The sequence below is a fragment of the Streptomyces sp. NPDC014894 genome, from assembly GCF_043080985.1.
GTDB lineage: Bacteria > Actinomycetota > Actinomycetes > Streptomycetales > Streptomycetaceae > Streptomyces.
Window position 1 is genome coordinate 636,926 of sequence record NZ_JBIBWD010000002.1, and the last position, 14,861, is coordinate 651,786.

Annotated in this window: 7 protein-coding genes; 6 read left to right on the plus strand and 1 reads right to left on the minus strand. The window is 73.9% G+C overall.

The window, feature by feature from the left end:
* Positions 1 to 141: 141 nt before the first annotated feature.
* On the plus strand, positions 142 to 1,296 hold the full coding sequence (locus ACF089_RS06760; RefSeq protein ID WP_392022770.1) for a sulfatase: 1,155 nt from the start codon (positions 142 to 144) through the stop codon (positions 1,294 to 1,296).
* Positions 1,293 to 2,648, plus strand: coding sequence for an MFS transporter (locus ACF089_RS06765; protein ID WP_392022773.1), 1,356 nt, complete (start codon positions 1,293 to 1,295; stop codon positions 2,646 to 2,648). The genes ACF089_RS06760 and ACF089_RS06765 overlap by 4 nt, the downstream gene beginning before the upstream one ends.
* Here the strand turns inward: ACF089_RS06765 and ACF089_RS06770 are convergent.
* The gene (locus ACF089_RS06770; RefSeq protein WP_392022776.1) at positions 2,556 to 3,545 is read right to left on the minus strand and encodes a ParB N-terminal domain-containing protein; all 990 of its coding nucleotides are present in this window, start codon (positions 3,543 to 3,545) and stop codon (positions 2,556 to 2,558) included. The two genes, ACF089_RS06765 and ACF089_RS06770, sit on opposite strands and share 93 nt — an antisense overlap.
* A 337-nt stretch (positions 3,546 to 3,882) precedes the next feature.
* Here ACF089_RS06770 and ACF089_RS06775 point away from each other — a divergent pair, with 337 nt between their 5' ends.
* The 4 genes from ACF089_RS06775 to ACF089_RS06790 are packed head-to-tail and all read left to right on the plus strand — an operon-like array spanning position 3,883 to position 14,859.
* Positions 3,883 to 5,571 (plus strand): non-ribosomal peptide synthetase, encoded by a 1,689-nt coding sequence (locus tag ACF089_RS06775; RefSeq protein WP_392023413.1) that lies wholly within the window; start codon positions 3,883 to 3,885, stop codon positions 5,569 to 5,571.
* Positions 5,568 to 6,836, plus strand: a complete 1,269-nt coding sequence (locus ACF089_RS06780) for an FAD-dependent oxidoreductase (RefSeq protein ID WP_392022779.1) — start codon at positions 5,568 to 5,570, stop codon at positions 6,834 to 6,836. Before ACF089_RS06775 ends, ACF089_RS06780 begins: the two co-directional genes overlap by 4 nt.
* Entirely contained in the window at positions 6,830 to 7,402 is a 573-nt protein-coding gene (locus ACF089_RS06785; protein WP_392022781.1) for a DUF6875 domain-containing protein, read from the plus strand. Before ACF089_RS06780 ends, ACF089_RS06785 begins: the two co-directional genes overlap by 7 nt.
* Complete coding sequence (locus ACF089_RS06790; RefSeq protein WP_392022784.1) at positions 7,399 to 14,859, plus strand: amino acid adenylation domain-containing protein; 7,461 nt, start codon at positions 7,399 to 7,401, stop codon at positions 14,857 to 14,859. Before ACF089_RS06785 ends, ACF089_RS06790 begins: the two co-directional genes overlap by 4 nt.
* The last annotated feature ends 2 nt before the right edge of the window (positions 14,860 to 14,861 follow it).

The window sequence follows — 14,861 nt, forward strand, 5'->3', positions numbered from 1 at the left end:
ATCCGCCAGGCAACTGTATTGGCGGGAAGTGCTGTTCGGCACTGGTGTTCATTCCGCACTGTTCGCCGTTGTCGTACGCGGGGAGCCCGTTGCTAGCCTTCGGGGCCGCTGGCGTCGACAGAGGAATACAGAGGAATCCCGGTGACCACACAGCCGAACATCCTGTTCATCTCCCTGGACACCGTGCGCGCCGACGTGGCCTATTCGGGGAAGTACCCCGGCCTGGAGCGGCTGCGCGCGAGCGGGGTCAGCTTCACGCAGGCGATCTCGTCGTGCCCCCTGACGCCCGTCAGCCACGCCACGGTCTTCACCGGGCTCCAACCGCCCCGCCACGGGGTGAGGCACCTCTTCCGCGAGGCGCTCGACAAGCGGGTGCCGACGCTCGCGGAGTGCCTGTCGGCGGCCGGGTACACGACCGGCGCGGTGGTGTCCTGCCCCGGACTGAACCAGTGGTACGGGATCGACCGCGGGTTCGACTTCTACGACGACGAGATCCCGCTGCTGCCGGACGGCCGGGACCCGCTGTCCGTCGGCGACGTGAAGCTGCGCGGGCTGGCGCTCAAGCGCGCGCCGCTGGTGGTCGAGCGCGCCACCGACTGGCTGGAGACGCTGGACGGCGCCGGCCCGTTCTTCCTCTTCGCGCACTTCTTCGACGCGCACTGGCCGTACGAGCCGCCGGAGGACGTCGGCGTCGAGGTGGCGAACCCGTACGAGGGCGAGATCGCCTACACCGACCACTACGTCCAGCTCCTGCTGCGCCGCATCGCCGAGATGGGCCACGACATCGACTCGATGCTGGTGGTGTGCTTCTCCGATCACGGCGAGGACCTGGCCGGGTGGTACCCCAACGACCACGCCGGCGACCTCGGCCACCCGTACGAGGAGGGTCACGGCTGCCTGCTGTTCGACGCGACCCAGCACGTGCCGCTGGTCATCAGCGGCCCCGGGGTGCCGGTGGGGATGAGCGTGGACAGCCAGGTGCGGCTGGTCGACATCATGCCGACGGTGCTCGACCACCTCGGGCTGGACCCGCGGTCCTCGGACGGCGCCTCGCTGACCGAGTTCTTCGCGAGCGGCACGGGGCCGTCCCGCGAGGCGTACTCGGAGACCTACTTCCCGCAGGAGCGGGCCGCCGCCTCGGACGAGTACCCGGACCTGAAGGCGCTGCACGCGGTGCGGGCGGACGGGCGCAAGGTGATCTGGGAGGCGGACGGGCGACAGGTGTGGGCCTACGACCTCGCCGCCGATCCCCACGAGCTCGGCGGCCGGGTCCTCGTCTCGGACGAGGACGCGTGACGACCGGGGTGACCCCGGCGCCTCGTTCGGTCCGCCGGGTGCTGGTCGCGAGCACGATCGGCACCGCCATCGAGTGGTACGACTTCTTCCTGTACGCGACGGCGTCCGCGCTGGTGTTCGGCCCGCTGTTCTTCCCGGGATCGTCGGCCGCCGGCGGTGTGCTCGCGTCGTTCGCCACCTACGCGGCCGGGTTCGTCGCGCGCCCGCTGGGCGGCCTGCTCTTCGGTCACTTCGGCGACCGGGTGGGCCGCAAGTCGATGATGGTGTGGACGCTGCTCGTCATGGGCATCGCCACGTTCGGCGTCGGCCTGCTGCCCACCTATGAGACGGCCGGCGTCCTCGCGCCGGTCCTGCTGGTGACGTTGCGCGTCGCGCAGGGCATCGGCATCGGCGGCGAATGGGGAAGCGCGGTGCTGCTCAGCACCGAACACGGCCCGCCCGGACGCCGGGGCTTCTTCAGCAGCTGGCCCGCGATGGGCTTCGCGGTGGCGTTGCTGGGCAGCAATCTGACCTTCGTGCTGATCGCCAAGCTGCCCGAGGAGGACTTCCTGACCTGGGGGTGGCGGCTGCCGTTCCTGGCGTCGATCGCGCTGGTCGGCATCGGCATCTGGGTCCGGCTGGGAGTCGAGGAGACACCGGAGTTCGTGCGCGGCCGGGCGGAGCACCGCCCCGACCGGGTGCCCGTGATCACGGTGCTGCGGCGGTGGCCGAGCCGCGTGGTGATCGGCATTCTCGCTTCGCTCGGCACCGGGTCGGTGATCGCGATGTTCACCGTGTTCCTGGTGGCGCACGCGGCGAAGTCCGGTCCGGAGGCGCGGTCGACCGTGCTGACCTGGCTGATGATCGCGGCCCTGGGAGAGTGCGTGACCCTGCCGGTGTTCGGCGCGCTGTCCGACCGGTACGGCCGCCGGCGGGTCATGATCTTCGGCTACGCGGTCGCGGTGCTGGCGATGATCCCGGCGGGCGCCTGGCTGTCCTCGGGTGATCCGACGCTGGTCGCCCTGGTGCTCATCCCCGCGCTGACCATCGCGCACGGCGCGATCTACGGCGCCCTGGCGGCGTTCCTGGTGGACCTGTTCCCGACCATGGTGCGGTTCTCCGCGATCGCCGTGACCTATCAGGTGGGCGTCACGGTCTCCAGCTTCTGGCCGCTGGTCGCGGTCGCGATCGCCGGCGACTCGTCGTCGCTGCTTCCGGTGGTCGCGCTGTTCGCGGTGGTCGAGCTGGCGGCGGCGATCGCCGTGGCGTGCGCGCCGGACTCACGCGCTGACGCGGACCTGGCCGCGGACCCGGCAGGCGAGCGCCGCCCAGTCGGCCGCGCAGCCCATGGCGAGGTCCGCGACAACCGGTGACCAGCGCTGGGGGACGGCGCCGGCGAGGCGGTCCCACTGCGCGGCGTCGAGAGTGTTGGCGTCGAGCAGCCGCAGGAGCGCGCGCCCGATCTCGGAGAACCGCAACGACGGATCGGTGCGCAGCGAGAGCAGGAACCGGCCTCTTTCGGCACAAGGCGTGCCGCCTGCGCCGTTCTCACCGCCGGTGTTGTCCCCCGGTGCGTTGTCTTCCGCGCGGTTTCCCGCGGAAAGGCGATGCCGGGGCGGAATAGGATCCTCGCCGCGGCGCATTCTTTCCCGGACATCCCGGGCGGTGCCGACCGATATTCCGGCGATTCTGGCGATCTCCCGCAACGAAAGATCTGGATTGTTCGAAATCGCCCGACTCGCAATCGTGCGCCCGTGGGAGGCGTCGAGTGGCCGCACTTTCCCGTCGCGGCCGAGGCGGGTGTTCAACTGAGTCATTTCCCCGGTTGAACACTGCCGGATCGCGGCCACCGTCTTGGCGGACAGCCCGGCTGTCGACGCGATCAGACGGTCCGACAGGTGCGGGTGCGACGAGAGGATCCGGGCGGCGGCGGCGGTGCGGTCGGCCAGCGTCAGCGGCAGCCCCTGGGTCACGTTGGCGCTCACGGCCAGCAGGAACGCGTCCTCCTCGGTGCCGTCGACGAACCGCGCCGCGATGGTGGCGTCCCCGCGCAGCTTGGCCGCGCGCAGACGGTGCACACCGTCGATCACCTGCATCGTCGGCCGGTGCACCAGGATCGGCGGGAGGTCGTCCGGGCACTGCGCGAGCGCGCTGACGTGGTCGGGGCTGGAGCCGGCGACCCGCACGAGACGCGTCTCGGTCACCTGGTCGACCGGCACGAACGTCGGTGGCGTGTCCCCTGATCGCGTACCCAGCGATGTCCCGCTCATCCGAACTCCTCCAGATGGGCCAATCCATTTCCGAGCACGGCGTGGTCACGCTCGGCGGCGCGTAACGTGTCAGGGAAGCGGCTACAAGATACCGGCCAGGTTAGAGCGCCGAACAGACCGGCGGGACAGAAATTCCATGAGCAAGTTCTCATAATTGCCATTGCAGTCCGTGCATCGGGTCAGTGCCGAGGTAAGCACCTTGTCGACCTCGTTGACACCGATCCGCGTCATGGGACAGAGTTCCCCTCGTTCCCCTAATAGATTTCCGTGGGTGACGGAGTGTGAAACCGCAGTGGACGCGCTATTAGATACGGTGAATCCCTTACCGGCCGAGACGATGGTGGGGATGTTCCGGCGCCAGGTCGTTCGGGCCCCGGAGTCGATCGCGGTCGTGGCCGCTGACGGCACGCTCTCCTACGGTGAGCTGGACGCCCGCGCTTCCGCCGTGGCGGGCGGGCTGCGAGACCGCGGGGTCGGGCCGGACGACATCGTCGCCGTCGCGATTTCGCGCGGCGCGGACATGGTGGTGGCCGTCGTCGCCGTGCTCGCCGCGGGAGCCGCGTACCTGCCGGTCGACCCCGCCCAACCGCCGGACCGGGTGGCCGCCGTGCTCGCCGACGCCCGTCCCGCCCTGGTGCTGACGCCGGGGGAGCTGCGGGCGCTGGAGGCCGCGCCGGTCTCCACGGCGCCGACGACGGATCCCGATCCGGCGTGCGCCGCCTATGTCATCTACACCTCCGGCTCGACCGGAAAGCCCAAGGGCGTGGTCGTTCCCCACACGGGGATCGCCCATCTCGTCGCGGCGCAACGGGAACGCTTCGGCGCCCGGCCGGGCGCCCGGGTGCTGCAGTACGCGTCGGTCGCCTTCGACGTGGCCGTCGCCGACCTGTGCATGGCGCTGCTCACCGGGGCCACGCTCGTCCTCGCGCCGCCCGAGGGCCTTCCGCCCGGCGAACCGTTCGCCCGGTTCGTCGCCGAGCACGGCGTCACCCATGTGTGCATGCCGCCGAGCGCGCTCGCCGCCCAGCCGGACATGGCGCTGCCTTCGGTCGCCTGCCTGATCGTCGCGGGGGAGGCCCCGGCCCCGGACCTCGTCGCCCGGTGGTCCGCCGGCCGGCGGATGATCAACGCCTACGGCCCGACCGAGACGACCGCGTGCGCCACCATGAGCGCGCCGCTCACCGGCGGCCCGGTGACGCCGATCGGGGCGGCGATCCCCGGCACCGGACTACGGGTGCTGGACGAGAGGTGCGCCCCGGCCGCCGAGGGCGAACTGTACATCGGCGGCGCGGGGGTCGCGCGCGGCTATCTGGGCTGCCCCGGGGCGACCGCGCAGCGGTTCGTCGCCGATCCGTGGGGTCCGCCCGGGTCGCGCATGTTCCGCACCGGAGACCTGGTCCGCGTGCTGCCGAACGGTGATCTGCTGTTCCTCGGCCGGGCCGACGACCAGGTGAAGATCCGCGGCCACCGGGTCGAACCGGCCGAGGTGGAGGCCGCGCTCGCCGCCCACCCGGCGGTGGCGCGGGCGGCGGTCGTCGCCCACTCCGGACCGCTCGGCGCCTACCTGGCGGGCTACGTGGTGCCGCGCGGGGCGAGCGTGCCGGACCTGCGCGCGCACCTCGCCCAGCGGCTGCCGGCCCACCTCGTCCCGGACATGATCGAGGTGGTCGGGCACTTCCCGCTGACCCCCAACGGAAAACTGGACCGGGCCGCGTTCGCCGAGCCCGCGCCCCGGGCGCCGGGCGCGCTCGCCGACGACCTCGCCCGGTTGTTCGCCGAGGTGCTGTCGGTGGATTCGGTCGCGCCGGACGACGACTTCTTCGCCCTCGGCGGCACCTCGCTCATGGCCACCGCGCTGGTCAGCCGGATCCGGGTCGAACTGGCCGTGGACGCGTCCGTGGCCGCCGTGTTCGACGCCTCCACACCCGCCGGTCTCGCCAAAACCCTGTCCGTGACGGACCCGATGGACCCGACCGACCCGATGGACTCGGTGGACTCGGTGGACTCGGCCGGGGGCCGGACATGAACATCGTCATCGTCGGGGCGGGCATGGCCGGCACCATGCTGGCGATCCGGCTGGCCCGCCGGGGCCACCGGGTGGACGTGGTGGAGCGGCGCGGCGACCCGCGCGGCACGAAAGGCCCGGACGCCGCGTCGATCAGCGTCGGGCTGTCCGAACGCGGGCGGGCGGCGCTGCGCGACATCGGCCTCCTCGACGACGCCCTGGCCGAAGCGGTTCCCATGCGCGGACGGATCGTCCACCACGGCGGCCGGGTCACCTACCAGCCCTACGGCGCGGACGACACCGAGGTGCTGCACTCGATCCGCCGCCACGACCTCAACATCGCCCTGCTCGACGCCGCCGAATCGGCGCCCCGGGTACGGCTGTGGTTCGGGCACCGCGTCACCGGCCTGGCCGGCACCGAGGTGCGGACCCCGGCCCGGACGTTCCCGGCGGATCTCGTCGTGGGCGCGGACGGCGCGTACTCGACCGTGCGCGCGCACCTGCACCGCCGGGTGCGCGCCGAGTTCCACCAGACGCATCTGGACTGGGGCTACCGGGAGTTCACCATCCCGGCCGTCGACCGGCCGGAGGCGCTGCACGTATGGCCGAGCGGCCGGGGACTGGTGGTGGCGCACCCCAACCCGGACGGATCGCTGACCGGCACCGTGTTCCTGCCCTTCGACGGCGACACCGGATTCTCGGGGCTGCGCGACCCCGCGCGGGCCGGGGCGTTCCTGGCCGAGGAGTTCGGCGACCTGACCGATCTGGTGCCGGACCTGGTCACGCAGTTCCTCGCGCACGAGCCGGGCAGCCTGGTGTCGGTGCGCACCGCGCCGTGGCAGCACGACCGCGTCGTCCTCGTCGGCGACGCCGCGCACGCCGTGTTCCCGTTCTACGGCCAGGGGATGAACGCCGCGTTCGAGGACTGCGCGGTGCTCGACGCGTGTCTCGCCGAGCACGCCCCGGACGACGCGCTCGCCGCGTTCGAGGCCCGCCGCCGCCCGCACACCGACGTGCTCGCCGAGTTGTCCGCGCGCAACTTCGTGGAGCTGCGCGACCGGGTGCGGTCACCGGTGTTCCTGGCCCGCAAGCGGATCGACTTCGCGCTCGGCCGCCTGATACCGGGGTGGCGGACGCTGTACGCGATGATCAGCCACAGCAGCCTCCCGTACGGCGACGCGCTCGCCCGGGCCCGCCGCCAGGACCGCCTCCTCGGCGCCCTCGCCGGGCTCGGCGGAGTCACGTTGCTCGCTGCGGCGCGGCGGAAGCGGAGCCGGAGATGTTGAGCCACCCGACGGATGACGTCGCGCTGTTCGAGCCGGATCACCCGGACCTGCCCGCCGCCGCCGAGGTGGTGCTGGAGTGGGCGCGGTCCTATCTGTGCCGACCGCACCCCGACCTGGGCCGGGGCGGCGACGTCTGCCCGTACACGGCCCTCTCGCTGGAACGGGGCGGCCTCTTCCTCGCCGTACACCCCGGACGGCCGGACCTGCGGGCGGTGATGACCGCCTACCGCGACTGGTTCCCCGACCTGCCGCCGCGCGAGGGGCCGCAGGCCAGATTCCGGACGGTGCTGGTGGTGCTGCCGGACATCACGCCCGGGGAGATCGACCGCACACAGCGGGAGCTGAAGCACGGGTTCGTCGAGCGCGGCCTGATGATCGGTGAGTTCCACCCGGGACCGCCGTCCGCGCCCGGTCTGTGGAACGCGGACTTCCGGCCGCTGCGCAGCCCGCTGCCGTTGCTGGCGGTGCGGCACATGGTGGCCGCCGACGCGCCGTTCCTGCGGTCGGACCCGGAGCATCTGGCGGCGTACCGGCGCCGGTTCGGAGACCGGGGAGCGTACCGATGACGGTCCCGCTCCCGCCCGGGGCCCGGCGACTGTGGTTCCTGGAGGCGTTCGCCGACGGCGCACCCCTGCACAACAACCCGGCGGTGTTCCGGCTGACCGGCCCCGTGTCGGTGGACGCGCTCCGGCGCGCGGCGGACCTGGTGGCGGCCCGGCACCCGGTGCTGCGCACCGCCTTCGACGAGGTCGACGGCGAGCCGGTCGGACGGGTGGGCCCGGTGGGCGCCGCGGACGTCGAGGTGCGGACGGTGCCGCACGTGCACGCGGACGCGGACGCGGACGCGGTCAGAGACGCCGACGCGGAGGCGTTCGCCGCGCAGGCCGCACGGGAGCCGTTCGACCTGCGCACCGGGCCGTTGTTCCGGATCCGGCTCGGCCGGATCACGCCCACCGACCACGTACTGGTGATCAACACCCATCACGCGGTCGTCGACGGTACGTCACTGTCGGTGCTGTGCGAGGAGATCAGCGCCCTGTACGCCGACCCGGCCCGGCCGCTGCCGGATCCCGGAACGCCGCCGGACGCCGTCGACCACGACCCGTCCCGCCGGGCGTCCGAGCTGGACGGTGCGCCGGACCTGCTCACCCTGCCCACCGACCGGCCCCGCCCGAGGATGCGCGCCTTCCGGGGGGAGCTGCGCCGCCACGCCGTCCCCGAGGGTCTCACCGCGCGGGTCGACGCGCTCGCCCGCGCCACGCGCGCCACCCGGTTCGTCGTGCTGCAGGCCGCGTACGCCGCCACGCTGGGCACGACGGCGGGCCAGGACGACGTGGTGGTCGCCACCCTGTGGTCCGGGCGGCCGGGGCCGGAGTTCGCCGGCGTCGTCGGGATGTTCGTGAATCCGGTGCCGTTGCGGGTGGGGATCGACGGCGATCCGACCTTCCGCGAGCTGGTGGCCAGGACCCGCCGCGCGGTCGCGGCGGGACTGGGCGGCGCGGAGGTCCCGTTCGACCGGATCGTCGAGGCGGTCGGCGCCTCCCGCGACCCGAGCCACGCGCCGCTGTGCCAGGCGCACCTCGTGATGCAGGACCCGCCCGAGGTGGTGCTCCCCGGCGTGCGGGCCGAGCGGATGCTGCCGGACACGGGCACGGCCGACGTCGACCTCACCGTGATGGTGGAGTCCGGCGGCGCGGAGATGGCGGTGGTCACCCAGCACGACACGGACCTGTTCGACGGTGCGACGGTCGACGGTTTCGCCGGACGGCTGCTGGCCCTGCTGGACCGTGCGTGCGCCGACCCCGACGGCCAGTTGTCGGCGTTGACGGCGTTGTCGGCAAGGACTGCTTCGGCGGTGGCCGCGTCGGCGGCCGGGCCGGCCGGTGCTCCGGCGCCGTCGACCGTGCTGGAGATGATCCGGTTCGGCGCGGACGGCCTCGCCGTGGGCGAGCTGTCCTACGCCGAGCTGGAGCGCCGTTCGGCGGCGCTGGCCTCGGTGCTGCGGGCGAAGGGCGCCGGGCCGGAGGCGTGGGTCGCGGTGGACCTGCCGCGCGGCACGGACCTGGTGGTGGCCGTCCTCGGCATCTGGCGGGCGGGCGCGGTGTACGTGCCGGTGGAACCGTTGTGGCCCGAGCCGAGGCGCCGGGCCGTCACCGGGGCCGCCCGCGTCGTGCTGACCGAGATCCCGGACCTGCCGGAGGAGTTCGAGCGCGTCGATCCCGGAATCGCCCCCGAGTCACTGGCGTACGTGCTCCACACGTCCGGGTCGACCGGCCGCCCGAAGGCGGTGGGCGTGCCGCACCGCGCGCTGGCCGGGATGCTGGCCCGGTCGACGGCGCTGGTGGGGCTGGGCGCCGGGGACGTGGTGGCGGCCATGATCTCCCCGGCGTTCGACATCTCGGTGTGGGAACTGGTGGGGCCGCTGACGGTGGGCGCCCGGGTGGCGGCGATACCGCCGGAGATCGTCGTGGACGGTCCCGCGCTGGCGCGGCGTCTGACGGCCGAGGCGGTCACGGTCGTCCAGGTCACCCCGTCGGTGTGGGCGGTGCTGGTGGCGGCCGGGGGCGTACCGGAGTGCGTGCGGGTCCGGGTGTCGATCGGGGAGGTGCTGACGCCGGAGCTGGCCGGGTCGCTGGGCGGCGCCGAGCTGTGGAACACGTACGGCCCGACCGAGACGACGATCTGGTCGACCGCCGAGCGGGTGCGCCGAGGCAGCCGGTTCGGCATCGGCGACCCGCTCGACGGCGTGGCCGTGCGTCTGCTGAACCCGGGCCTGCGACCCGTTGAGGACGACGTGGTCGGCGAGGTGTACCTGGGCGGTTTCCCGCTGGCGCGCGGCTATCTCGGCGCGCCCGGCCGGACGGCGACGAGGTTCGTCGCCGACCCGTTCTCGCCGGTCCCCGGCGCGCGCATGTACGCGACGGGCGACCTGGCGCGGCGCCGGCCGGGCGGCGTCCTGGAGTTCGTCGGGCGGGTGGACGCGCAGCTCAAGGTGCGTGGTCACCGGGTGGAACCGGCCGAGGTGGAGGCGGCGCTGCGGGCGGACCCGGAGGTCTCCGACGCCCGCGTGGCCGGTGACGGCGACCGCCTGGTGGCCTATGTGATCCCGGCCGCCGGGCAGCCCCGCTGGCCGAGGGTGCGGGAGCGGCTGAGCCGTGTCCTCCCCGCCTACCTGGTGCCGTCGGCGATGGTGTCCGTGGACGCGTTCCCGTTGACCAGCTCCGGAAAGCTGAACGTACGCGCCCTGCCCCCGCCGGCGGAGGACGCCGCCGCCCCCGATCCGCACCCGGGTCCGGAGACCGCGATCGCGGAGATCTTCGCGCGTCTGCTTTCCCGCCCGGTGAACCGCGACGACGACTTCTTCCTGTCCGGCGGCCATTCCCTGGCGGCGGTGAAGGCCGTCGCCAAGATCCAGGCGTCGGTCGGCGTGGAGGTGACGATCAGAACCCTGTTCGCCAACCCCACCGTCGCCGCCCTGGCCGCCGCGATCGACGCGGGCCGGGGCGGTCCCGACGCAGCGGAGATCCAGGAGATCCGGAACATCTCGGACGGACCGGACGTCTCGGCGGCGGTGCCCGCTCCGCCGGGACGGCTGTCCGGCCCGCAGCACGGACTGTGGATCACCCACCAGGCGGGCCAGGACGACGGCGCCTACGTCGTGCACGCCGCGTTCCGGTTGGAGGGCGCGCTCGACGAGGCGGACCTGCGCGCCAGGTTCGCCCGTACCCTGGCCGCCCATCCCGCCCTGCGTTCGGCGATCGTCGTCCAGGACGACACCCCGAGGCTGAGCGCGGAGCCCTACACGGACGCGCTGTCGGCGAGGGCCTGGCGCACCACCGACCTGAGCGCCCACCCGGACCCGTGGCCGGAGGCCCAGCGTCTCGCCGCCCGGGACGCCGACCACCCCTTCGACCTGACCCGGCGCCCGTTGGTGCGAGCCCATCTGATCAGAACCGCCCCCACGACCCATCTCCTGACGATCACCGCTCACCACATCATCTGCGACGACACATCGATATCGATCCTGCTGACGAACCTGACCGCGGCGGATCCGATCTCCCCGCCCCTGTCCGGCGCCGCGGCTGCCCAGGGGCCGAGGGCCGCGCTCGGCACCCGGACCGGCGCACCGGGACTGCCGGTCTCCGCTCCGGCAGCCGTGGGACTGCCGGTCCTCGCGCCGGCAGCCGTGGGCCTGCCGGTCTCCGCTCCGGCAGCCGTGGGACTGCCGGTCCCCGCTCCGGCAGCCGTGGTCCCACGGCAGCGAACCACCGCGTTCTGGACCGAGACGCTCCGCGACGCCCCGCCCGCCTCCGGACCCGCGCCGGACCACCCGTACGGCACGGCCCCCACCACCCCGCCGGGCGGATCGCCGCACCCGGAATCCGGCCCGGGCCCGGCTCGGTCCCGCCGCGCGGGCGCCGCCCCCGGCGCCACCCACCGGTTCACCGTCCCGGCCGGGCTCGCCCGCCGCTTCGCCGCCTGGTGCCGGGATGAGCGGGCCACCACCTTCGCCGGTCTCCTCGCCGTCTTCGCCATCGTCTCCGCCACCCGGGACGGGGGTGACGACCTCGTCGTCGGCGCCCCGGTCAGCACCCGCCCGGCCGGATGGGACGACGTGATCGGCATGTTCGTCACGACCCTCCCGCTCCGGCTCCGCACGAACCGTCGAGCCACCCCGCGCGATCTGCTCGCCGACGCCACCGGGGTGGTGGCCGACGCGATGGACCACGCCGACGTCTCCCTGGCCGACATCCTCGCCACGGTCCCCGCCTCGCGGGAGGACCACCCCCTGTTCCGGACGATGCTGGTCCTCAACCGCGAGACGGCCCCCGTCGCCTTCACCGGTCTGACTGCCGCTCCGGTGCCGATCGACCGCGCCACCAGCCGTTTCGACCTCACCCTCCACATCAGGGAACGCGAGGGCGACTGGCGCGCGCTCATCGACTACCGCACCGACCGGTACGAGGCGGACACCATCGCCAGGATCGCCGATCAGGTGCCGGCGGTCATGGAGGCCCTCGTCCGCCACCCCGGTCTTCCGCTGTCCCACCTGGACCTGCTGTCCCCGGCCGACAGCGCCGTCCACACCGCTCTCGACACCCGGACCGGGCCGGCCTCCACCGGTGGACCGGACACGACGTCCACCGGCCCGGCCGTCCGCACCCGACCGGCCGCCACGACCGTCGTGGACCTGATCGCGGCCCGCGCCGCCGAGACCCCCGACGCCACCGCCGTCCTCGACCTCGCCGCCGCGCCCCTCACCTACCGCGACCTGGACCGCGGATCCTCAGCCGTCGCCCGCCGGCTGCGCGAGGCCGGCGTCCGGAGCGAGGACCCGGTCGCGATCGCCATCCCGTCCAGCGCGGACGCGATCGTCGCGATCCTCGGCGTGCTCAAGGCGGGCGGATGCTTCGTGCCCATCGACCCCGCCCAGCCGCCCTCCCGCCAACGCGCCCTGATCACCGCCGGCGGGGCGAGGACCGTCCTGACCCGCGACGACCTCCCCGCCACCGGCGACCACGAACCCACGCCCGTCCATCCGTCCCAGCTCGCCTATGTCGTCCACACCTCCGGCTCCACCGGCGAGCCCAAGGGCGTCGAAGTACAGCACGACACTCTCCTCAACCTCACCACCGCGTTCATCGCCGAACACGGCCTCACCGCCGCGCACCGCCTTCTCATGGTCCCGCCCCCGCACTTCGACGCCGCGTTCGGCGACATCTTCCCGGTCCTCGCGGCCGGGGCCACCCTGGTCATCCACCCCGACCCGGGCAGTCTCACCGGACCGGACCTCCTGAAGCTGTGCGTCGAGCACCGGCTGTCCGCGGTGGACACGGCGGCCCCCCTCTGGCAGCGCTGGGTGGCCGATCTCGCCGGGGAACGCCTCCCGCTGGAGATCATGATGGTCGGCGGCGACATCGTCCCGGCGGCGACCGTCCGCGCGTGGGCGAAGCACGGCATCCCCCTCCACAACCACTACGGCCCGACGGAAGCCACCGTCTGCGCGACCAGCCATCGCACCGTCGACGGCAGCGAGCACCCCACCCGACTGCCGATCGGCCGCCCGCTGCCGAACGTCCGCGTCCACCTCCTCGACCGGGCCCTGCGCCGGGTGCCCGTCGGCGTGGTCGGCGAGGTCTACATCGGAGGGACGGCGCCCGCCCGGGGGTACCGGGGAAACCCGGCCGCGACCGCCGCGGCGTTCCTCGCCGACCCGTACGGCGCCCGCCCCGGCGCCCGCATGTACCGGACCGGCGACCTCGCGAGGCTGAACCCGCACGGCACGCTCGAGTTCGTCGGCCGGGCCGACGACCAGGTCAAGATCCGCGGCAACCGGGTGGAGCCGGGGGAGGTGGCGGCCGTGCTCGCCGCGCACCCGGCCGTCGCCGAGGCCGTGGTGGTGGCCAGGGGCGACCGCCTCATCGGCTACGTCGGCGCCCCGGCCCCGACCGCGCCCACCCGCGACGCACCCGATCCGACCACGCCCGACTCGCGGGCCGCCGTCCCGGACGCTCCCGGCCTGCGCGCCTTCTGCGCCGACCGCCTGCCCGCGCATCTCGTGCCGGACACCGTGGTCGTCCTCGACGCCCTTCCCACCACGAGCAACGGCAAGGTCGACGCCACCGCCCTCCCCGAGCCCCCCGCCGGCCCGTCCGCCCCGGCGGACCCGCCCCGGACCGCCACCGAGCGAGCCGTCGCCGCCATCTGGGCCGCCGTGCTCGACCAGTCCGACCTGGACCGCACCGCGGACTTCTTCGCCATCGGCGGGCACTCGCTCATCGCCGCCCACGTCCTCGCCGCCGTCCGCGACCGCCTCGGCGTCACGGTGCCGATGCGCACACTGTTCACCGCCCCCACCGTGGCGGCGTTCGCGGCAGCCGTCGACGACGGCGCCTCGGCGGACCTGCCCACGGTCGACCGGTTGCGCGCCGACGCCGTCCCCCCACCCGACATCCGTCCCCGTACCGTCCACCCACCCGGCAGCCCCCCGGCCGGCACGCCGCGCCGGATACTGCTCACCGGCGCCACCGGCTTCCTCGGCCGCCACCTCCTCGACCGGCTCCTGGCCCGGACCGACGCCCGGATCCACTGCCTCGTCCGCCGGAGCTCGATCGACCGGCTGCCGGTCGCCGACCGCGTGATCCCGGTCCCCGGCGACCTGTCCGCACCCGGACTCGGTCTGTCCGCGGCGGATCACGACACCCTCACGACCGTGGACGCGATCTACCACAACGCCGCCGTGCCGCACTTCGCCGCGCCCTACAGCGCCCTCAAAACCGCCCACGTCGACGCCACCGCCGCCGTCCTGCGCCTGGCCGGCGACAGCGGCGCCCCGCTGCACCTGATCTCCACCCTCGGCGTCTTCCTCGGCGACGCCTACGACGGCCGCGTCGTCACCGAGACCGACGCCCCCACCGACCCGAGCGGCCTCACCAGCGGCTACGACCTCAGCAAATGGGCGGCCGACGCCATGGCCGCCGCCGCCCGCGACCGCGGCCTGCCCGTCTCGATCCACCGCATCGCGGCCATCGTCGGCGACACCGCCACCGGCGCCGCCGACCCGCGCTCCGCGTTCAGCCGCTGGCTCACCGGATGCATCGCCGCGGGCGCCGTCCCGGAGACCGCCGAGGTGCTGGACATGGTGCCCGTGGACACGGTGGCCGCGGCGATCGTCGCGCTCTCACAGGCCCCGGACCACCTCTGCCGGGACCACCACTACCACGGCGACGGCGGCCTCACCCGTGCCGCCCTCGCCGCCGCCCTCACCTCGGCCGGTCACCCGACCGAGGTGGTGCCGTACCACCGATGGCGGGAGCGGATGCTCGCCGACCCGGCCGGGCCCTTCGCCCCGCTCGCCTTCTCCCTGCCCGAACGCCCCCGCCCGCACCCGCGGTTCGACTGCTCCCGCACCTGGGCCGCCGCGGCCGTGGCGGGAGTGGAGTTCCCCCCGGCCAACGAGCGAATGCTGCGCAGGCACCTGGACTTCCTCACCGGTGCCGGCGCGCTTTCCGGAAGTGGATGATC